We start from the raw sequence: 19885 nt of genomic DNA, 5'->3' as shown, positions 1-19885 counted from the left end.
CAATGTGACAATTTAACGAAAAGGTTTGGAGGTTTGGCGGCTGTTAATAATTTAACAATGGATTTAAGAAAAAACGAAGTTTTGGGGTTAATAGGACCCAATGGAGCCGGGAAAACTACTGTTATAAATCTCATATCTGGTCTTCTCAAGCCCACCTCGGGAAATTTATATTTTGAAGGAAAAAGGATAGATGGTTTGTCACCCAATCTTATATGTAGGCTGGGTATAGCAAGAACTTTTCAGATACCTCGTCCGTTCAAAAACTTGACGGTTTTTCAAAATCTTATGGTGGCTGCAATAAACGGTGGCGGTTTCAGCGCAGCACACGCTAAAAAAGAGGTGGAAAGAGTTATAGATATCATAGGGCTTAAAGGAAAAGAAAACATGTCTGCTGGAAGTCTAACGTTAATGGAGCTTAAAAGACTTGAATTGGGCAGAGCCCTAAGTATGAAGCCAAAACTGTTGTTGGCGGACGAGGTTGCAGCAGGGTCGAGAGAAAACGAAATCGCAGAATTGTTGTCGATTTTTAAGATGTTAAAAGAAATGGGTTTGTCCATACTCGTTGTAGAGCACATAATGTCGTTTGTAATGAAAATAGCAGATAGAGTCGTAGTTATGAACTCAGGTGAGAAGTTGGCTGAGGGTAAGCCTGAGGAAGTTTCGAGAGATATAAAAGTAATCGAAGTTTATCTAGGAAAGAGGGAAGCGCAAGGTGTCAAAGACCATTTTAAGCATAAGTGATTTAAACGTATACTACGGAAGTTTAGAAGCTGTACATGACGTGTCTTTCAATGTTAAGGAGGGCGAAATTTTCGCTATAATAGGGTCTAACGGAGCTGGCAAAACAAGCATTTTAAATGCTATAGTTGGACTTGTGCGGTATACCGGCAACGTACAATTCCTGGGAGAAAAAATAGATAATCTTAAAACATATCAAAGGGTTGCGCGTGGCTTATCATTGGTTCCTGAGAGTAGTGCTTCCATATTCACTCGCTTTACGGTGCTTGAAAATCTCATGATAGGTTCATATGTTAGAAGGTCAGAAAAAAATGACATGTTGGAGAGAGTTTTCAACTTGTTCCCTAGATTGAAGGAGAGGTCAAATCAGATGGCAGATAAATTAAGTGGAGGTGAACGGAAAATGCTGCTTATAGGCAGGGCATTAATGTCCAATCCTAAACTACTTTTACTTGACGAAGTGTCACTGGGATTGTCACCTTTGATAACCGAAAAAATTTATGCCGCATGTGAAGAGATTAACGAACAAGGTATAACAATACTTTTAGTAGAGCAAAGCGTATGGAAAGCTCTTGAAAAAGCAGATAGTGCATGTTTAATAGAATCGGGGAAGATCATAAAAATAGGGACTGCGGAAGAACTTAAAGACGAAGAATACATTAGAAGAGCCTACCTTGGTTTATAGGGAGTATGTTAAATGATTACAAAACTGATCGAATCCTTAATCTATGGTGCTTTGCTAGGGGGCACCTATGCAGTTATAGGTATCGGTATGTCGCTTATTTTGGGCGTTATGGATGTTATGAATATTGCTCATGGAGAATTTGTTCTTCTAGGCAGCTATCTTGCTTATTATCTGCTTACATCATTTGGTATAGACCCACTAGTCAGCATAATCATTTTGGCACCCATCTTTGTATCGTTAGGATATTTACTTCAGAGGTTCGGCCTTAGCAGGCCTCTAAAATATTCTATAGAAATGTTTGTGATAACAACTTTAGGCATATCAACGATTCTTGAAAACGTATACCTCCTGATATGGTCACCTATGCAACGGGCTCTTGTAACTAATTATTCCTTATGGTCATATCGGCTAGGATGGATGAGCATGCCTTTTGTGTTTATTTTTAATTTTTTCATTTCCATTGTTGTGCTACTCTCTTTAAGGGAATTTTTAAGAAGAACCTACCTTGGTATGGCCGTTAGGGCTTCATCTGAAGATTGGAAAATGGCTCAACTGATGGGAATAAACACCGATAATATCCGTGCGCTTGCTTTTGGTCTAGCCTTTTTGACTGCTGGAATCGCCGGGATTCTAGTCGGACTTACTTATCCATTTTCTCCTCCTACTGGTAAAAGTTACATGGTTATAGCCTTTGGTGTAGTGGTGCTAGGTGGTCTCGGTAGTATGGTGGGCACATTTGTAGGCGGTATAATAATTGGTTTAGTTCAAGTTCTCACAGCAACTTTCTTCAATCCGGCATGGCAGCTGTTTGCTAGCTACTTAGTTATTTTCATTCTATTAGCGTTAAGACCTAAAGGGGTGCTTGGACGTTGAGCAGTGTGAAGCAGTCTCTTATGAGTATTAATAGGAATAGGAATGTGTTGTTATGTCTCTTAATTATCATTGTTGTGTTATTTCTGGTTCCATTTATTGGTTTGGGGGAATACTTAACAACATTTCTAATACTTTTCCTAACCTTTTTGACTATGGCAGAGTTATGGAATTTTTTGGCCGGATACTGTGGCTTATTTTCATTAGGCCAAGGAGCTTATGTAGGTTTAGCAGGCTACATGCTGGGTGTTCTCACGGACTTCGGTTGGCAAGTCCATTTAGCAATTATAACTGCTGGTATAGTTTCAGCCATATTTGCTGCGGTTGTATCTAAACCCCTTTTTAGGATAAAGGGTGTGTATTTCTCTATAGGAACACTTGCCTTAACCGAGATGCTCAGAATATTTTTTACTTCCTGGAGACCTCCATGGGCTTCACCTGTAACTTGGGGAGGGGCGGGTATCCCTATAAAAGCTGCAACGTATATTTCAAGAATGGAGATTTATTACCTTGCACTAATAATAGCTTTGTTAGCAATTTTTTCTATAAAGATTATTCTCAATTCAAAGCTTGGATTGAACATTATAGCTATTTGTGATGACGAGGACGCTGCGCTAAGCTGTGGAATACCAACGTACAGGTACAAGTTATATTCTTTTGTAATTTGTTGCTTTTTTACGGGTTTAGCTGGTGCTACCTTTTATTTATACCAAGGTTACATCGAACCACAAAGTGGCTTCGGAATCGCTTGGACATTAATCCCGTTAATGGCTACCATTATAGGGGGATTACGAAGCATTGAAGGACCTGTTGTTGGAGCGATAATTGTAACTATACTCTACCTGCAACTTGTGAGGTTCATGGGGTTATCCCTAATTGTGCAAGGAATCATAGTTCTCATAATAGTGTTCGTAGCCCCAAGAGGCTTAAAGGGCATCTTTAAAACCATTGCAGAGCATACCGCCAAATCTAAATGAGACTTGGGTTATTAATAGATAAAGCTAAACTTCTTTATCTAAAATGAAGTGTTTTTACTTCTTTAAAATTAAGTGCGTTTTTAACGTTTTAGGCTGGCTTCAATTGTGTAAAGGCCATCCGTGAGTTTTTCTGCGCCATATTCGTTCACTAGTACAGTGTCTTCTATGCGGATCCCTCCAAATCCAGCGATGTATACTGCGGGCTCTATGGTTACAACGTTACCGACTTTTAGCTTGTCTTTGCTTTCTGGATTTAGGGTTGGCGGTTCATGGACTTCTAAGCCTATGCCGTGTCCGAGACCATGGACAAATTTTTCGCCGTATCCGGCTTTTTCAATGATTATTCTCGCTGTCGAATCTATGTCTCTCGCTTTTGCTCCTGCTTTAACGTTTTGAACAGCCATTTGTTGCGCTGTCTTTACAATTTCGTAAATTTTTTTCTGTTTTTCTGATGGTTTTCCAGCAACAAAGGTTCGAGTCATGTCTGAACGGTAATATCGGTAAGAGGCGCCTATGTCAACAACAACTATGTCGCCCTCTTGGATTATTCTATCTGTGCAACCTCCATGAGGAAAGGCGGAGCGCTCCCCAGATGCCACTATTGTATCAAAAGCTGTTCCCCAGGAGCCTTTCCTTCGCATGGCGTATTCTATTTCGGCTGCAACTTCGTACTCCCGTACGCCTGGCCTTATGGCTTCATATGCTGCTTTCATTCCTGCACATGTTAATTCTGCGGCTTTACGCATTAGCTCAAGCTCTTCAGCGTCTTTTACCTCGCGAAGTTCCCAGATCAGCTTGCCTTGCGGTTTAAGTTTTGCTTTACCCCTTAAGCCTCTTGCTAGGATTCTGTAGTTCTCAATGGTTAGAGTGTCAAAGGCTAATTTTTTGATGGCATTGTCTTTCACTTGAGCCGCTACCTTAGCCATTAAATTTTCATCACGCTTTACAAGTTCCACATGGAATCCTTTTCCTTCGGCTTTTGCTTGCTCATAATTGACGCCATAAACATACAATACATCTTTTTTGTCTTTTGAAAAAAGGAGACAAGAAGCACCGGGGAAACCAGCGAAATAAAGCATGTTAGCGTCATGTGTTATCAAAAAACCGTCGAACCCTTTTTCTTTAAAGGCCCTACTTTTAAGAAGGACTGTTCTATCCAAAATTCCACCTCTTAAAATGTATGGTGCATTTAACCTTTTATAAAATGTTTCAAAGGGCTTGATGAACGAGTTTGCTTCAACCGCCGCTTACAATAGACATTAAAATGACATGGTCTCCGTGCTTGAGTTTAGTTTTAACCCCATCATCCAGCTGGTTTAACAGGTATCCATTCACCGTGATTATGAAACTTTGCTTAACGTCAGAGCCACCGGGTTCGTAAACGGCTTTTCTAAAGGGTTCCCCATATTTTTCCGCCAGCATAAGAAGTAAATCACCAAGAGAAGCGCCTTCGCTAATTTCGAGCTCTTCTTCTCTACCGCTGTGGATTATCTCTCTAACATGGCCGATGTATTCAACTTTAACCTTCAACTCTACTTTCCTCAATAAAGAATGAAGACAGAATAGTGTTTTATATTTTTTTAGCTTTCAAATGGGGGTTCCGTAGCATCTCGTGATAAAATCCGCAGTTTAAAATACACAACTCCTTGATCAGACCGATTCTGCGTCCGGAATACGCTATGCCCTTTTGTTTCTCTTCATGAGGGCTGTGAGACTGCATATTGTTGTAATTGCGCCAACATCAAAGAACAAGACAATTTTTCCACGAGATTCTTGGCTAGTCTGCGGATGGGTTTCATGCAGCCATAAACTTAAGACAATAATTGAAATCAAAATGGACATTTTCACGATGTGTTTCATCGGGCAAAGGATTAGCTCCAACTTTAATGGTTTAGTCCGTAAACAAACTGTAACCCGCTTTCTTTCAAGAAGTTGATTCCCGATTATGATGATTACAACCAAATTATGCTCAGCATAGATACTGACGGTCATAAAAAGAGCAATTTCTAGGATTTTCCATCAAAAAGCCAAAGTCTCCTGTCAAGCTCATTCTTCATAGAGTCCCAAAATACCAGAAAATGCCGTCTAGAATATACTGGATGCCTATGGCTGCTGTTAATAGTGCCATTAGCCCCGATATGACCAGGGAGCCGGAGGCTCCCAAAAAACTGTATATGCAGTCAATAAGTCCAAGAATGATATGCACCACTACAAACACTAATAAAACCGCTATAATTGTAATCATCACACCAGATGTTTGGAGGGTTAGGATTGTGGTGGTTATGGCTCCCGGACCCACAAGAAGGGGAAAACCAATGGGGACGACACCCACGCGTTCAGGTGCTGTTGAATTCTTTTCCCATTCTCCGCGAACAAGTATCCTTATCGAAATTATTAAAAGCAATATGCCCCCCGCAATCATGAAACTATGAAGCGATATTCCAAAAAAGACGAATATGCGCTCCCCGATGAGCGCAAAAAATATTAAGAGAATAAAACCGGTGGATACTGCATTGCGAAAAGCCCTCTGCCTATCCTCTTTCGCCAGCCCCTTCGTTAAACTAATAAAAATTGGAATGTTCCCTAGCGGGTCGATAATGATGAATAAAGTTATAACCGCCTTAACCAAGTCAAAGATAAACTCCATAATTGAAATACACCCTCTATTTCGCGCCTACTCACCATAAACCGTAAATAACTTAAACATTACTGAACTGGCGCACGCCAAACCACCATATTAGAGCAATGATTCTGAGTTTAGGTTTAGTATAAGACTACCGGCTGAACTCTAAACAAAGCAGAAGTGAAGAATATTCCAAAACCCCCTTTCAGACAACTTCCAAACGACCAGTTAATATAAAAGCCGTTAACAATATTGAGGAAGCCATAAAGCTTGGCGAAGTCAGCTTTGAATCCTTTTGACGTGATTAACGGAGTACGTCCACACCGCAAAAGAAAATAAGCCGGACACATATCGAGGTTATGGAAAAAGCGACCGAGGTCACGGAAAAGCATGGAAAAGTGGCCGAGGTGAGGTAGTCTGGAAGCCTACGGGCCTGTGGAGCCCGGCGCCCGGGTTCAAATCCCGGCCTCGGCCCCATTACCTCTAGTTCTGGTGCCTTTTCCATACCCTTCGCTTTAAAGTCCACGTGTGCAGAGTCTAGTGTGACCGCGGACATTTATGATGTTGATAAGAGGCTTGAGGCTGCAAGGGCTAGGCTCAGCAGCTTAGAGCAGGGTGGCTTGCTGCTAAGGTTCTTGGATCACTTAGAGAGCTTAGGATTGTCAAGGTCTAGAGTTTTAAAGTATGCAAATCACCTGTCCAAGATGTTTAGGCATGTGGCGTTTGACCCCTCAGCTGCTACTAAGCAGGATATTGAATGCGTGGTTGCATGGATTAACAGGCAGCCATATAGGGAGTGGACTAAGCATGGCCTTAAAACAGCTCTAAGGAAGCTGGTTCAGTATGCTAAATATGGCAGCTGCGATGAGAAGACTCCGCTCCCACCGGAGGTTGCTTGGATACCTATGAAGGTTGACGAGAGAGATAGCAGAGTTAAGCCGGAGATCTTGCTAACATCAGAGGATGTTAAGGCTATGATCAACGCCGCAGAGAATGAGCGTGACAAAGCCTTAATATCAGTTCTGTTTGAGGCGGCATTAAGGCCAGGCGAGCTGTTGACGATGAAAGTTGGAAGTGTTGAGTTTAAGGATAACTACTGTCTGATCTCTGTATGCGGAAAGACTGGTGTAAAGAGGATTCCGTTGGTTGTGAGCCATAGGCTTCTATTAGACTGGCTTATGAAACATCCCAGCAGAAATGATCCGAATGCACCTCTATGGATATCGCTTAGTAATAATTCCAAGAGCGAGGCAATGAGCTACTATTATTTTAGGAAGCTTGTTAAGAGGCTTGCTGAGAAAGCTGGGCTTAGAAGGGAGGTTTGGCCGTATCTATTTAGACATTCATCTCTAACGGCTCTAGCGAAAATTTTGACAGAGAGCAAGCTTGAGCTTTATGCTGGTTGGGTTCATGGGTCGAAAATGGCTAGGCGCTATGTGCACTTTTCCGCTAGGGATCTCGAAGAAACTGTCCTAGAGATTCATGGATTGAAGGAGGCTAAGCAGTCTGACGGAATAATGAGACCTGTGGAGTGTCCTAGATGCAAGCAAATGAATGCACCGGATAATGTTAGATGCGAGTTCTGCGGTTACATATTGGACAGAAGCTTGGCGATGAAAATTGAAGAAGAGCAACATATGAGGAATGAGGATGTTATTAAGATGCTTGAGGAGGCATTTAAGCGTCTCGACAGGCTTGAGAATATTGTTCGATCTATCCTTTCAAAAGCCTAATACACTTGGCCAAAGTGCTCTTTAACTCAGAGACCTCCCTTAAAAGTGCTTTTAGGTCGCCCTCACGAACAACCACATACCTATCATCAGCCACATAGGTCACCAAAGGATAAGGCAACCTGAACTTAAAAGCAGATCTCATGGAAGACTATACTGGAACGCTGGTGCGCATATCTCGCCTACAGAGTTAAGATCAACACATCCATCTTTGTTAAACGATATGACGCTGTTATCGCCTAAAAGGCCCTTCCAACGCATGCTATGAAAAGCGTGAGGAAAAGAAGCATCTGATGACAGGCTCTGCAACCTTCGAGAAAAGGAAGTTGTGAGACGCTTGTACGCCACGCTGGAGCGGAAAGCCGTCGTCGACTGGGTTGAGAGAAGGCTTATGTGGGCGCGCTAAATGATTTTGGCTTCGTCCTATCAAACGGTTCTAGCAGAGTTTGACAGGATGATGCTTAGCGGAAGGCTGCCGAGGCGAGAATTGGTTGAGTTGCGCAGGCATCTTGGCGCGCGGTTCACGGCGGTGCTGAAGCTTACGATGGGCGGCTTCGTGGAAAGTTATGTTTTCAAAACAGGCGGGCGCGTTCAATGACAATCATCGGCAGAGATGCAGACTACTCATATACAGCATGCACCATACTGCCACTGCTTAGGCTTCCACCATTCAATAATGGATTAAAAGCGAAGGCATGAAACATTTATAGTTCACAGCTGGCCGTGCGTCTTGGCACCTACGAGGTTGTATATGAGAAGGACGAAAACTGCGATCACATCCTTGAAGGGTGGAAGCTGAAACCTTCAGTTTAACAGTAAATTTCACGCAACGAGGGTGGGCACAGGTTGTCACAGGATGGAATGTTGAATTGTTGCCAACAATTTGATGTATGACCCTATGACAACCTGTGCCCACCCTATAGGGTGGCCGACTTTGCTCCGGTGCAGACGCCCTTCAGCGGGCAAACAAAAACACTGTGACCGCTGGCCTAGAAAACTCTCAGCCGGCTTATTGCCTTTTGAAGAGCCTCAGCTATTTCGTCCATATTAAGGCTTCGCCGGAAAACATGCAGGCAACGATGTTTTCGACTAATATGTCCTCCTTCCTATGAGGCCTCGGAATTGTTATGCCTCTGCTTAAAAATCCAGCTTGAAGACGCCGCTTTGCATACCCTCCATGCCTCATATTTTAATGTGCAGACGCATAAGTGCTGTTGGACTTTCGGCTGACAGCCTACTGTCCGATGGGATGACCCTGCGTCAGTGGGTCTAGGGGGCGCTGCTCCCCCGTAGTTAACCGTTCTGTGTGGCTAGCGGAGCACCTTCAACTGCTTTTGAAACAATGTTAACTACATTGTAGTTAACGTGTAGTTAACCGATGTTTGTAGTTAACTACATGTAGTTCCGTTTGAAAAATTCTTTAAGGCTCTGTTTTTCTCAGCATGCTTCGTGAGGAAGCTGTTGCTGTAGATGGAGCTGCTGCCGTAGTTCACCTCGCATATCACGCTGTTCTGCGCCAGCACCCACGTCGGAACGCTGGAACGTTGCTTCAACATCGTGCTCCATCGCCTGCAGCGCCTTCAAGGACCATCGTTCCTCTCGATGTAGGCGATGTACTCCGTCGTCAGATACATCGCATCGCCACGGTGCTCCGTCGGCGGAGGCCAAGTCAGAGACACGTTTCACCGCGATCTTTACGCTAACAACCACGCCGATGTAAAGCTTGACGCCGAGCTTTCTAGAGAGAACCTTTGCGGCAATTGACGCAAACGATGCCTCCGTCTGCACCGCTCGACCATACGCTTGAACCTCACCACGCCTGTCTCCAAGTTGACGGTTTCAACACTGCAGCCTGTTCCAAGGATATAACATTAGGAATTTCCAAAAGAAGTAAGCTCGCTTACCCGCCCGTGTACCCCCTCCCCCTCGCCATCCTCTCTTTTTTCAACCAGACGGCGGGGAGTAAGTGAGCTTAGAAGGCGACGAAAACAACGATAACAATCAACTGAATAACCAAGTGACCAGAACGGCCAAAAAGACGACGACAAGCAAAACAACAGCAGTTAACGTGAAGATTGCGAACACTATAAATCCAACATTCAAAGTCTGGCTTCATGCTAGAGGGGTTAAGCATAGAAGATTAGGGCGAAGAAGCCAAACTTTAAAAAATAATACATTACGGGGCGCTAAGTGTCGTATGGGCGGGTGAGGCTGCTTAATGCGAAAGTTTACAATGCTATGTTTTGTTCCGTGTTGGGTTGCGGAGGCTGTAACCTTTGCGCCAACAATGGTATCATCTTTTTAATTTCCTCAATGTCTTTTCGTAGCTCCTTGAAAGTGTGCTTATACTCTATTATCCACTTTATCTCTGCCTTGCTGTCTACCTGTTTGTGTTTCTCTGGCTTTATGTTTCCTGTTGCAATCTTTAATTCTCTCTGGAGGTTCTTCTCGAGTATCCGGTATTGGGCTGAAGCGGCTGGGCTTTTGCTGGGATGATCCTTCCAGCCAAGCCACTGCCAAGCATCCCAATCAACACCCACCTCTATTACATAATCATCGCAAAGCTTTAGCGTATACGGAGATGACAGCGAAAGGACGGCGTTTAGCAGTTCAACCACTTTTGCGATTATTTTGGTTTTCGCTTCTTCCATGCGCTTGCTGGCGGTTTCAACATGCTTAAACCAAGCGCCTTTTATGTTTAGGTCATTGAGCCATTCCGCGTGGAACTGGGCTGTTTTTAGACATGCCTGGCCTAGGATTTGTCTCCAGAACGCTTCTTCCTCGTCTGTTAACCGCTTAAACTTGCGGTATTCTTCTTCGGCTTCCTCATATACACTTACGTAGCTTCCCAGCTCGATGGGATTAAATATACTCTTAAGTGTTTTTCGTCTTTCCTCAACCCATTCAGTAGGTGTCAATACGCGCCCATCGCGGCATACAATCCAGACTTCGTCTGCGACACCTTGCAGCCTTAAGGCCCTCCAGCCCATCCTGTCCTGTGTCGCGATCACGAATTTGGCCGCAGGGTAAACATCTTTTATCGCCCTCTGTCTGTCGGCTATCGCCTTTTTGTCAGGGAATCTTTCACATTCAACGAAGAGTCCTAATGTATCCTCGTATATGTCAACGCACATGTTTTGTCCGCCATTATGGTTGACGCATTTCTCGAAGCTTATGCTCCTATAGCCATGGTTCCAGAGGTACATAACGGCAAGAAGCCTCAATATTTCATGAGGCTTGGAACCTTTCCTCGGAGCATTTTCATAGGCCTCTTTAATGGACGATGGTAATGCGTCTACGATTCTCTCTAAGAACGTTTTCCGCTTAACTTCAGCCTGCATGCAGCTCCTCCTCATTCAAAGCCCTAAAAACGGCTGAAACAACCTTTGGAAGACCATCAGCTAGGCCATCGAAGTATTCGTTTATAAGTTCTTGCGGTTTCTCCATGATTGCAAATGTGTCGTGGGGGTTATGTGGGCAATCAATGTTACAGCCGTTCAGCAACCTCAGCGCCCTGCCTATAGCTACGGCGGCGCACATGCACAAAAGAGACGTCAGCCTCTCCCCCTTAACAATGAATACCTGGCGTTTTCTAACCCTCCAAACCAGTAGCGCCGCCTTGGGATATTCCAGTAGATAGCGTAAAACTTGGACGAGATCAACGTTTCGGCCAGTTTTAACCTCGACTATGACCGACACGTTGCCGATCTCAACAACTGCTCCAAAAGCCGCTGTTTTAATCGCAATGTCAACCCTGCCGTACTTCCCATTTTCTTCTAAGAGCACCTCCATCTTTGGGTTGCAGAGAGCGTGCGTTAACACTCCAGCCAAAAGGTTCACTGCAAGGCTATGCATTTCTAAGTAAAGGTTGTCTGTAGACTGCTTGCGCATCTGCGTAAAAACCTTGCGGATGCAGCCAACGCAGCCGAACCGTAAAAGCGCATCGATGATGAAGGCTTTCCGAGGCCTACCCATTGCATCAACAAGCCCGAACTTTGCTGAAAGCTTCTCCGCAACTTCATCTAGGCAACTTTTTAGATATTGTAGTAACTCGTAATCACCGCTAGGGGTCAACTGCGTGGTGTTAGGCATCAGTAGCTCAATATGTCTTTCAACCATTTTCGACCACCTAAAACCACATTAATGGTGGAAAAATATATAAACTTTGTGGTTGCAAATAGTAACGGGTGGTTGCATGACAAGCCAAGAGGTCGAAATAGACTTCGTGAAAGTCCAACTAAGGCGAAGCGGAAGCTTCATGGTCACAATTCCAAAACAGGCGGCAGAAGCCCTAAGCATAACCAACGGAGAAAGGCTAAAAGTTTCCATAGACCAGCAAAAAAGGCGAATAATATACCAAAAAATATGAAAACGTTAGAGATCGGCTTTCGTTTCTTTTTGTTGATTTCCATGAACTATGATGAATTTTTACGACCGCTGTGTGCGCACTTATCACTTTCATGTCAATCATTAATTCACTATCCATAGAAACCCGACGACCAAACCCTCCCGCCCTACATCGTGAATAGGTATTCGAGGAGGCTCGACGAGTACCTCAAGTCAAAGCTGGGCGAGCTGACTTCTGAATCCATCTAGAGCGTCTGCACTAGGCTAATGCGTCTTCCTGTTTTAACCTCAACGACAACGATGACGCCAAAACCTCTTGGCTTGATTGCGACGTCGACAACTCCGTGGTCACCGCGGTCCTCACAACAAACACTTAGATTTTCCCTGTCCAAGGCGCACATTAATGCTCCAGATAGGAGGTTTACCGCAAAATCATGGAATTCCCTGTAAAGGGGATCTATATTGTCACCACCATCGCCGCGCAAACGCGTTTGCGTAAAAGCCTTCTTCACGCAGCCTAAACAACTAAACCTCAGCAATGAATCCAAGATGAAAGCTTTCCTAGGTCTTCCAGCGCGATCAAACAAGCCGAACTTAACAGCCAAGCGACCGCAAACATATAAGACTCACCTAATCATGACAGCTTTTCAACAAAAATAACAAGCACATAAAATGCAAACGACAAATAGAACATTAGCCATTGCAAAATACAACTTTAACCTAAAAATTAGTTTTAAGTTGAATTCATTTTATGAAGGAGAACTTCCACATTAAACGAAAATGGGAGCTCTCAAAGCCGCCAACAAACTTCAATTAAACGTTATTAACAGTAAAACTTCAAAATGAAGGCATAAGAAAATTTTTTGTAAGATCAAAAGCGCTAATATCTGTACATCGATAAACACTTGATGAAAACCATTTCTTGATTTTAGCTTTTAGATGATATAAAGTATTTCTTTTTTCCTATATTAATCGAGTTTAGCAAATGTTATAAGAGACTTCCTACTAAAATGAGTTAAGTTAATGAGGTGTGTGTTGACGTCGGAAGAGATGATAGTTTCAGGAGAGGAGGCTTTAAAGGTAGCTGATGTCCTTACCGAGTCAAGTTTCCGAATTCTTCAGCTGATTTCTGAGGAGCGTCTTGATGTTTCGACGATTGCTAAAAGGTTGAATTTGAGTGAAGCCTACGTAAGTGAACAAATTCATCGTTTAGAGGAGTTAAAGCTGGTGAAGGTTAGTTACGAGCCAGGTAGAAGAGGAATCCGGAAGATCTGCGAGTTAGCCGTTAAAAGGATAGTTATGGTTATCAAGCCGTAGATTATTATTTCTTGGTTGGTTCCACTATATCTTTGAGTTCTGCAGTTTTCTTGTCTAATGATATTAGGTCTCCGACGGCTTTGACTATGGATATAGGTATTAGAACTTCTACTGACCCTAGGAATGGTTTTTTGTATCCAAGTTCTCTTGTTGTTTCTTCTGTCAAACTTACATGTAGATGAGTGATTTTCCATGAAGGCAATAGCTCTACTTCTACACCTGTGACGCTGCCAATTAATCGGGCGTCATCGCCGACTACGTTTTTTCCGAGGAGTGTGTTTACATTCACCATTATTTTTCACCTCCTAACTCCGTTTTAATTTGAATGGCGTGTATAATATCACTTCGGGTGATTATTCCAACAAGTTTTCCATCCTCTTGGACCGGAAGGCGGCCTACATTATATTTTGACATTTTCATTAAGGCGTCTACGGCTGTTTCCTCAGGGCTTGCGCACTTAAGCTTCTCACAAGGTGTCATTGCATCGCTTACTTTAGTTTCCTGCCACTTTTCTTTAGGAATCTTCTTTATGTCTTCAAGTGTGATAATCCCAAGCAGTTCAGAGTCTTTTACCACAGGAAATCCTCCATGTTTATATTTTGTAAAGTGAGTTTCCACGATTTCTGTGATTGAGGTGTCTGGGTCAACGGTGTGGACCTCTCGGGTCATTATGTCGCGGACTAAAACGTCTGCCAAGGCTTCGCTTACGATGGTTTGCCTGTAGCTTGATTCCGCTCCATTTTTCAGGAACCATCCGATCAGAACAAACCATAATCCTCCAATGAAAACTCCTCCGATTATGAAAAATAATCCCCAGAAAACAAGCACATAAGAAAAGAAAACCCCAATTCTTGTGGCGATTCTAGTCGCTTGTAGCAAGTTCTTTTTCCAGCGCCAAATCCCCGCTCTTAGGATTCGTCCACCGTCAAGCGGGAAAGCAGGAAGCAAGTTGAATCCGCCTAATAACAGGTTAATGTAGGCTCCATATTCTAGGGGTGCCACAGCTAAAACTCCAAAGGCGCTCGCTGGATATTGCAAAAACCATAAGATTAATGCAATCACAAAACTGGTCAATGGTCCAACTAGGGCCACTTTGAATTCGAGGCGGGCTTCTTTCGGTTCTCCTTCAATTTCTGATACACCGCCAAAAATAAAGAGAACGATTCGCCTTACGGGTAAACCATTTTTCTTGGCTACATATGAATGCGCCAATTCATGAAGTAAAACAGAGGCAAAAAGCGTGACAGCGCTTACTACACCAATCAGCCAATAGGTTGTTGAAGACAACCCAGGATATTCCAAGGGTAAATAACCTACAGCAAGAGTCCAGGCAATAAGCAAAACACCGAGAATTAGCGTAAAGTGGAGTTTAACCGGAACGCCTAAAAGTTTACCAATATTTAAGGACAATGCGCATTTCTCCAAACTTCGATTTTAACTATAGTACATGTTGCCCCATCTTATTATAAATTCGATAGATAATTAAAAGTATCTTGTCCTCAAATGTGAGTGAAATACCACGGCTCAGATGCATTTTCTTTAGAAAATTTTTTAACGGGTATTTTTCGGCTAGATTCTTGCTTGCACTTTGGTGATATAAAAACTGATTCTCCCCTTTTGAGGCGCTCTATAATTTTGGTGAAATCAATTTCTTCTACCTCTTCGACTTCGACATCACAATCCTCGTTGTTTTTCAAAAAGAATAAATGGAAAAACTTTGACTCCTCGCATGATGCGGCCTTTTTAAATATGGAGTTTTTAAGCATATTGTTCACCTTTAAACTATATTTATTGATTTTTACTTATAAGTATTTCTAATTAGGATAATGTTTATAAGTTTAGAGATATATTATCGTTGGGATGATGTTAGATGCGGATAGGTTTCTTTGTTTGGGAGTATCCACCTCAAATAGTCGGTGGCTTAGGCACATACGCCGAATACATAACTCGTGAGTTCGTTCAACTATGCCATGATGTGTCAGTCTTTACTCTTAATCAGGGAATTTGAAAACTAGAGAAATTCTTAAGGGAGTTGAGGTTCATCGTCCTTTGATCGCTGATGCCAGTCACGTTTTTCCCATGTTTGTAATTGAAGATCTCAGAAATTGGGGAACAAATATTCGCTTTTTTAACGATGTTTTCGTTTACAACATTCTAAGCGCGACGAAGTTCATTAACAACCTAATTCGTAAAGAGGGTTACAGCTTTGATGTGGTTTGCGTGCATGACTGGCTTAGCAGCATAGCAGGGTTAATAATCAAGAATGAAGTAGACATTCCCCTTATCTTTCACGTCCACAGCACTGAATGGGGCAGAAGCGGAGGCCAAGGATCAAAAGTTGTTTCACATCTCGAATGGGAGACAGCCCAGCAAGCGAATAAAATAATAACTGTAAGCCACGCCATGCAAGAAGACTTGATGAGACATGGATGGCCTCAATCAAAAATTAATGTTGTATGGAACGGCGTAGACCCTGAACGCTACAATCCTAAAAACTCTAAACCTGAAGACGTAGAAGGACTTCGCGAAAAATATAACATTGAACCCGACGAGAAAATGATTCTCTTTGTGGGAAGACTTGCATGGGTAAAAAGCGTCAAAAACTTAATACAGGCAATGCCCTTGATTCTGGAAGAATACCCGAAAACAAAGCTTTTAATTTTAGGCAAAGGTGAAGAACAAAAAGACATTGTTGAAACTGCAAACAGGCTTGGAATAAAGGATAAAGTCATCTATAGATTCGAATTTATACCAGAAGACGAAAGAATACTACATTATGCCGCCGCAGATGTATGTGTTTTCCCGTCGGTTTACGAACCTTTTGGCATAGTAAGCCTTGAAGCCATGGCTATGGAAAAGCCCGTCGTGGTTGGCTCCCGTGGAGTTGTTGGCTTCAGAGAGCAGGTAATCTCCTCAGGTCCGCATCAAAACGGAATCCATATAAATGGCGGAGATTCAGCCGACATAGCTTGGGGAATCAAGGAAACGCTTAAAGACCCGCATAGGGCAGAAATCTGGGGCAAAAACGGACGAAAACGAGTTTTGGAATACTTTACGTGGAGAAAGGCTGCGGAACAAACCCTTGAAATCTACAAGGCGGTTATGAGAGAAAAGTAAAGTTTCATTAATATGATTTTCTGAAAGAATAGAGGAGACTAACTTGTCGCGAGAAAATATTTGGCATGCACTATCCGTCGAGGAAATATTTGAAAAATTGAAAACCAGTGGCCATGGATTAACGCTAGCTGAAGCGGAGAAGAGGTTAAGAGAGTATGGCCCAAACGAGCTTGAAGAAGAAAAAAGAATGACAAAACTGGCTTTGCTAATTCACCAGCTAAAGAATCCATTAGTTGGAGTGCTCCTTGCAGCCGCGTTAATTTCTTTGCTAGTTGGCAAAGTGATTGACGCTGTAGTTGTTGCTGTTGTAATAGCCATTAACACCTCAATCGGTTTTGTTCAGGAATATAAGGCTGAAGCTGCTCTTCATGCTTTAAAGTCCTTAGCAGCGCCGGAAGCTGAAGTTCTCCGAAACTGTCCAGAAAAAGGCGCCTGCATAGAAATGCGCGTTAAGGCAAGGGAAATTGTTCCCGGAGATATAATCCTCTTAGATGCTGGCGACAAGGTTCCGGCGGACGCGCGCATTTTCGAAGCAATAAACCTCGAAATAGACGAGTCTATGCTGACTGGCGAATCCACTCCCGTTAGGAAAACCACTGAGCCTTTGGATGCTGATTTGCCTGTTGCCGATAGGCGGAATATGGCTTTTTCAGGCACAATAGTTACGCAGGGGCGGGGAAAAGCTGTTGTTGTAGCAACTGGAATGAAAACTGAGATGGGAAAGATAGCTTCCATTATTAAAGAAACAGAAAAGGCTGCAACCCCCATTCAAAAGCGAACCGCCGATTTGGGTAAAAAACTTGGTTTACTCGCCATTTTGGCGAGCGCTATAGTGTTGGCAATAAGCCTCCTACGGGGTTTTGAATTTTTTGAGGGTTTTCTGTTTGTTTTAGCGATGGCTGTTTCAGCCATACCTGAGGGACTTCCAGTAGTCATTACTATTACTTTGGCGATTGGGGTGCATAGAATGGCTAAAAGAAACGCCATAATCAGAAACTTGCAAGCGGTTGACACTTTAGGCTCCGCCACCGTAATCTGCACTGACAAAACGGGCACCCTAACGACGAACCAGATGACCGTCAAAAAAATATTTGTTAATAACAAGGTGGTTAACGTTACAGGGGTTGGCTTTACTCCCGAAGGCAGCTTCGAAATAAACGGAAGAGTTATAGATGCAAAAGAGGACCACGCGCTTAGCCTACTACTTCAAGTGGGTGCCCTTTGCAATAATGCTAGGCTTAGAGAGCACAAGCTTAATGGTGAGAGCAGATGGGAAATTTACGGAGATCCAACTGAAGGCTCTATAATTGTTGCTGCGGCAAAGGCTGGCATTCAAAAAGATGAAATAGACAAGAAATATCCACGTGTTGATGAAATCCCATTCGACCCCGAAAAGAGGTATATGGTTACATTTCACAAAACTGCGGAAGAAACTTTACTAGTTTGCATGAAAGGAGCGCCAGAGACCGTTTTGGAATTTTGTTCAAGTTTTATGGAAAAGGGTCAAACAAAGAAGTTGACCAAGGAAAAAAGGGAGGAAATTCTCAAAGTTAATGTTGAGATGGCTAAAGAAGCGCTAAGGGTGCTGGCAGCAGCATACCAAACAATAGAGGAGGATAATCTAGAGGCGTTTAAGGAAGGAATCAAGCATAAACAAGTCAAGCTAGTTTTTATCGGCCTCTTCGGCATGATCGACCCCCCAAGGCCCGAGGCAAAACAAGCGGTGGAACTTTGTAAAAAAGCTGGGATAAAAGTTATCATGGCCACGGGAGACCATAAGCTTACTGCAGAAGCCATCGCAAAAGAAATCGGGATTCTGGAGCCAGGTTTCGGAGTTTTAACTGGAGCGGAGATGGATCACATAAGCGACGAAGAGTTAGATGCAGTAATAGAAAAAACTTCGGTTTTCGCCCGCGTATCTCCAGTCCATAAATACAGGATAGTTGAGTCCCTTAGGCGTAAAGGCCACATAGTAGCCATGACAGGCGACGGAGTAAATGATGCCCCAGCCTTGAAGGCGGCAGAAATAGGAATCGCCATGGGCATTACTGGCACTGATGTCACAAAAGAAACTGCGGACATGGTTTTGGCGGACGACAATTTCGCAAGCATCGTAAACGCTGTGGAGGAAGGACGGGTAGTTTTTGAGAACATCCGCAAAGTCGTAAAATACTTAGTTTCTACAAACACTGGCGAAATAATCACAATTACTGGAGCTTTGCTTTTCCTACCAGGTGTTCCGTTAATTTTTACTCCGGTTCAGATATTATGGGTGAACTTGGTAACTGATGGTTTACTTGACAAATTTCTGGCAATGGAGCCTAAAGAGCGAGACGTTATGGAACAGCCACCGAGAAAACCCACCGAAAAAATAATCAACCGCGATATAGCGCTAAATATAATATATGTAGGCTTGTTCATGGCTGTTGGAACCTTATGGATTTTTAACATTGCATGGCTTAATGGAGACCTTAGAAAAGCTCAGACGTTAGGTTTCACCACTATGGCGATGTTTCAAGTTTTCAACGCAATAAACTGCAGATCAAGAACCACATCAGTCTTTAAGCTTGGCTTGACCACAAACAAGTATTTGCTACTGGGTATTGCCACATCAATCATACTACAATTGCTGGCAACTTTTCTACACCCTCTACAGATTGCCTTAGGCACGGTTACCCTTTCACTTTGGGAATGGGCAACAATCTTCCTTATATCCAGTTCGGTGTTTTTTGCAGACGAGCTAAGAAAATTTGTTAGAAGTAAAATAAAGAGGTGATTGTCACGAAATCAAAATATGAAGTCAAACTAATCTCTATTGAAGAAAAAGATAAGCTTATGGAAAAATATGGTGAGCGCCTTCTTTATGAAGAGAGAGCTGACATTTACGGGTGTTGCATCAAGCTCTTAACTGACATAAAATACATGAAGGAACGTTGGGAAGAAAGCTTCTATCCAATGTCGGCGCATGTTCGCTCCCATGGAAGACTAATAGTAACAAACGAAGAAAATATGGAACAACAAGTGCTTTATGACCCGCTTTCTAAAACAGCCTTTTTAATCAACATAGACTATTATGGTTGGGTCAAGTCCCTAGCCTTAAGCGTTGCCAGCGATATCCTTGAAGATAATCATGGAATAAATTCTGTTCACGGTGCGTGTGTGGATGTAGATGGCAGAGGAGTTTGCCTAATTGCGCCTTCAGGGACTGGTAAAACCACGCATACTTATGGGCTTCTTAGAATTAAAGGAGTGCGCGTGGTTTCGGATGATTGGTTTTTTGTGCGCTTGATGGGGGAGCTAGCAGTTGCATTTGCCTCAGAAAAAAATTTCTACATTCAGGCGGATATGGCTGAAGTCTGGGGTGAATACCAAAAACTTGTGGAAAAGGCTGAATTCGATTCAAAAGGCAGAGCCGTCGTAAATGTTAGATGGGTTGTGGGCAAGGGAAAAATTTTACCCATGACAACTTTGAAAAAGGCGA

General features: G+C 43.0%; 22 protein-coding genes, 1 tRNA gene and 1 pseudogene. 13 read left to right on the top strand and 11 right to left on the bottom strand.

Translation table 11 applies throughout. The features are described 5' to 3' along the window. Nucleotides 1–57: 57 nt before the first annotated feature. From KEJ24_08025 to KEJ24_08010, 4 genes are read left to right on the top strand one after another with little or no spacing between them, the layout of a single operon-like run. The gene (locus KEJ24_08025; protein MBS7647765.1) at nucleotides 58–741 is read left to right on the top strand and encodes an ABC transporter ATP-binding protein; all 684 of its coding nucleotides are present in this window, start codon (nucleotides 58–60) and stop codon (nucleotides 739–741) included. After that, the gene (locus KEJ24_08020; GenBank protein MBS7647764.1) at nucleotides 713–1423 is read left to right on the top strand and encodes an ABC transporter ATP-binding protein; all 711 of its coding nucleotides are present in this window, start codon (nucleotides 713–715) and stop codon (nucleotides 1421–1423) included. Before KEJ24_08025 ends, KEJ24_08020 begins: the two co-directional genes overlap by 29 nt. A gap of 12 nt (nucleotides 1424–1435) precedes the next feature. Continuing rightward, entirely contained in the window at nucleotides 1436–2296 is an 861-nt protein-coding gene (locus KEJ24_08015) for a branched-chain amino acid ABC transporter permease (GenBank protein MBS7647763.1), read from the top strand. Further along, nucleotides 2293–3270, top strand: a complete 978-nt coding sequence (locus KEJ24_08010; protein ID MBS7647762.1) for a branched-chain amino acid ABC transporter permease — start codon at nucleotides 2293–2295, stop codon at nucleotides 3268–3270. Before KEJ24_08015 ends, KEJ24_08010 begins: the two co-directional genes overlap by 4 nt. An 80-nt stretch (nucleotides 3271–3350) precedes the next feature. Here KEJ24_08010 and KEJ24_08005 read toward each other — a convergent pair whose 3' ends face one another. The 4 genes from KEJ24_08005 to KEJ24_07990 form a co-directional block, all read right to left on the bottom strand. After that, the gene (locus KEJ24_08005) at nucleotides 3351–4430 is read right to left on the bottom strand and encodes an aminopeptidase P family protein (GenBank protein MBS7647761.1); all 1080 of its coding nucleotides are present in this window, start codon (nucleotides 4428–4430) and stop codon (nucleotides 3351–3353) included. A 76-nt stretch (nucleotides 4431–4506) separates the two neighbouring features. Beyond that, the gene (locus tag KEJ24_08000; GenBank protein ID MBS7647760.1) at nucleotides 4507–4800 is read right to left on the bottom strand and encodes a MoaD family protein; all 294 of its coding nucleotides are present in this window, start codon (nucleotides 4798–4800) and stop codon (nucleotides 4507–4509) included. A gap of 147 nt (nucleotides 4801–4947) precedes the next feature. Further along, on the bottom strand, nucleotides 4948–5232 hold the full coding sequence (locus KEJ24_07995; GenBank protein MBS7647759.1) for a hypothetical protein: 285 nt from the start codon (nucleotides 5230–5232) through the stop codon (nucleotides 4948–4950). Between the two features lie 91 nt (nucleotides 5233–5323). Further along, the gene (locus KEJ24_07990) at nucleotides 5324–5917 is read right to left on the bottom strand and encodes a MarC family protein (GenBank protein MBS7647758.1); all 594 of its coding nucleotides are present in this window, start codon (nucleotides 5915–5917) and stop codon (nucleotides 5324–5326) included. Nucleotides 5918–6294: 377 nt separating this feature from the next. Here KEJ24_07990 and KEJ24_07985 point away from each other — a divergent pair. The 3 genes from KEJ24_07985 (at nucleotide 6295) to KEJ24_07975 (ending at nucleotide 8221) form a co-directional block, all read left to right on the top strand. Then, nucleotides 6295–6370 (top strand) — tRNA-His (locus tag KEJ24_07985). A 65-nt stretch (nucleotides 6371–6435) separates the two neighbouring features. Beyond that, a complete protein-coding gene (locus tag KEJ24_07980) occupies nucleotides 6436–7626 on the top strand; it encodes a tyrosine-type recombinase/integrase (protein ID MBS7647757.1) in 1191 nt (396 codons plus the stop codon). Nucleotides 7627–8029: 403 nt separating this feature from the next. Further along, entirely contained in the window at nucleotides 8030–8221 is a 192-nt protein-coding gene (locus tag KEJ24_07975) for a hypothetical protein (GenBank protein MBS7647756.1), read from the top strand. A 435-nt stretch (nucleotides 8222–8656) separates the two neighbouring features. On the opposite strand, the gene KEJ24_07970 is transcribed toward KEJ24_07975, so the two are convergent. Together KEJ24_07970 and KEJ24_07965 are read right to left on the bottom strand one after the other, a co-directional pair. Beyond that, on the bottom strand, nucleotides 8657–8809 hold the full coding sequence (locus KEJ24_07970; GenBank protein MBS7647755.1) for a hypothetical protein: 153 nt from the start codon (nucleotides 8807–8809) through the stop codon (nucleotides 8657–8659). A 251-nt stretch (nucleotides 8810–9060) separates the two neighbouring features. Further along, nucleotides 9061–9411 (bottom strand): hypothetical protein, encoded by a 351-nt coding sequence (locus tag KEJ24_07965; protein ID MBS7647754.1) that lies wholly within the window; start codon nucleotides 9409–9411, stop codon nucleotides 9061–9063. 178 nt (nucleotides 9412–9589) lie between these two features. Between KEJ24_07965 and KEJ24_07960 the strand changes: the two genes are divergently transcribed. After that, complete coding sequence (locus tag KEJ24_07960; protein MBS7647753.1) at nucleotides 9590–9832, top strand: hypothetical protein; 243 nt, start codon at nucleotides 9590–9592, stop codon at nucleotides 9830–9832. A gap of 19 nt (nucleotides 9833–9851) precedes the next feature. On the opposite strand, the gene KEJ24_07955 is transcribed toward KEJ24_07960, so the two are convergent. Further along, the gene (locus tag KEJ24_07955) at nucleotides 9852–10964 is read right to left on the bottom strand and encodes a hypothetical protein (GenBank protein MBS7647752.1); all 1113 of its coding nucleotides are present in this window, start codon (nucleotides 10962–10964) and stop codon (nucleotides 9852–9854) included. Then, nucleotides 10954–11742, bottom strand: a complete 789-nt coding sequence (locus tag KEJ24_07950; GenBank protein ID MBS7647751.1) for a hypothetical protein — start codon at nucleotides 11740–11742, stop codon at nucleotides 10954–10956. The genes KEJ24_07955 and KEJ24_07950 overlap by 11 nt, the downstream gene beginning before the upstream one ends. A gap of 76 nt (nucleotides 11743–11818) precedes the next feature. On the opposite strand from KEJ24_07950, the gene KEJ24_07945 reads away from it, so the two are divergent. Further along, nucleotides 11819–11992, top strand: a complete 174-nt coding sequence (locus KEJ24_07945; GenBank protein ID MBS7647750.1) for a hypothetical protein — start codon at nucleotides 11819–11821, stop codon at nucleotides 11990–11992. Between the two features lie 223 nt (nucleotides 11993–12215). On the opposite strand, the gene KEJ24_07940 is transcribed toward KEJ24_07945, so the two are convergent. Further along, nucleotides 12216–12575 carry a hypothetical protein gene (locus tag KEJ24_07940; protein ID MBS7647749.1) on the bottom strand — a complete coding sequence of 120 codons (360 nt, stop codon included), beginning with the start codon at nucleotides 12573–12575 and terminating at the stop codon, nucleotides 12216–12218. Between the two features lie 430 nt (nucleotides 12576–13005). Here KEJ24_07940 and KEJ24_07935 point away from each other — a divergent pair, with 430 nt between their 5' ends. After that, nucleotides 13006–13287 (top strand): MarR family transcriptional regulator, encoded by a 282-nt coding sequence (locus tag KEJ24_07935; GenBank protein MBS7647748.1) that lies wholly within the window; start codon nucleotides 13006–13008, stop codon nucleotides 13285–13287. Nucleotides 13288–13291: 4 nt separating this feature from the next. Here the strand turns inward: KEJ24_07935 and KEJ24_07930 are convergent, their stop codons facing one another. Continuing rightward, nucleotides 13292–13579: a hypothetical protein gene (locus KEJ24_07930; GenBank protein ID MBS7647747.1), complete on the bottom strand. Its 288-nt coding sequence runs from the start codon at nucleotides 13577–13579 to the stop codon at nucleotides 13292–13294. Next, on the bottom strand, nucleotides 13579–14697 hold the full coding sequence (locus tag KEJ24_07925; protein MBS7647746.1) for a site-2 protease family protein: 1119 nt from the start codon (nucleotides 14695–14697) through the stop codon (nucleotides 13579–13581). Before KEJ24_07925 ends, KEJ24_07930 begins: the two co-directional genes overlap by 1 nt. Before the next feature lie 460 nt (nucleotides 14698–15157). Between KEJ24_07925 and KEJ24_07920 the strand changes: the two are divergent. The 3 genes and pseudogenes from KEJ24_07920 to KEJ24_07910 all read left to right on the top strand — a co-directional run. Further along, nucleotides 15158–16404, top strand: a pseudogene (locus KEJ24_07920) (glycosyltransferase family 4 protein). Nucleotides 16405–16432: 28 nt separating this feature from the next. After that, nucleotides 16433–19180 (top strand): HAD-IC family P-type ATPase, encoded by a 2748-nt coding sequence (locus KEJ24_07915; GenBank protein MBS7647745.1) that lies wholly within the window; start codon nucleotides 16433–16435, stop codon nucleotides 19178–19180. Then, nucleotides 19177–19885: aldolase (locus KEJ24_07910; GenBank protein MBS7647744.1), on the top strand; the 709-nt coding region annotated here is incomplete at its 3' end. The genes KEJ24_07915 and KEJ24_07910, both read left to right, overlap by 4 nt.

The organism is Candidatus Bathyarchaeota archaeon (genome assembly GCA_018396705.1).
Lineage (GTDB): Archaea > Thermoproteota > Bathyarchaeia > Bathyarchaeales > Bathycorpusculaceae > DRVP01.
Note: the sequence above shows the minus strand (reverse complement) of the source record. Positions and strands in the feature narration are given on the sequence as shown.

What these genes read in the sequence shown, in the direction of transcription:
- KEJ24_07950 (MBS7647751.1), bottom strand. Translation starts at nt 11,742, where the DNA reads ATGGTTGAAAGACATATTGAGCTACTGATGCCTAACACCACGCAGTTG.
- KEJ24_07955 (MBS7647752.1), bottom strand. Translation starts at nt 10,964, where the DNA reads ATGCAGGCTGAAGTTAAGCGGAAAACGTTCTTAGAGAGAATCGTAGAC.
- KEJ24_07975 (MBS7647756.1), top strand. Translation starts at nt 8,030, where the DNA reads ATGATTTTGGCTTCGTCCTATCAAACGGTTCTAGCAGAGTTTGACAGG.
- KEJ24_07970 (MBS7647755.1), bottom strand. Translation starts at nt 8,809, where the DNA reads ATGAGGCATGGAGGGTATGCAAAGCGGCGTCTTCAAGCTGGATTTTTA.
- KEJ24_07945 (MBS7647750.1), top strand. Translation starts at nt 11,819, where the DNA reads ATGACAAGCCAAGAGGTCGAAATAGACTTCGTGAAAGTCCAACTAAGG.
- KEJ24_08015 (MBS7647763.1), top strand. Translation starts at nt 1,436, where the DNA reads ATGATTACAAAACTGATCGAATCCTTAATCTATGGTGCTTTGCTAGGG.
- KEJ24_08025 (MBS7647765.1), top strand. Translation starts at nt 58, where the DNA reads ATGGATTTAAGAAAAAACGAAGTTTTGGGGTTAATAGGACCCAATGGA.
- KEJ24_07990 (MBS7647758.1), bottom strand. Translation starts at nt 5,917, where the DNA reads ATGGAGTTTATCTTTGACTTGGTTAAGGCGGTTATAACTTTATTCATC.
- KEJ24_07930 (MBS7647747.1), bottom strand. Translation starts at nt 13,579, where the DNA reads ATGGTGAATGTAAACACACTCCTCGGAAAAAACGTAGTCGGCGATGAC.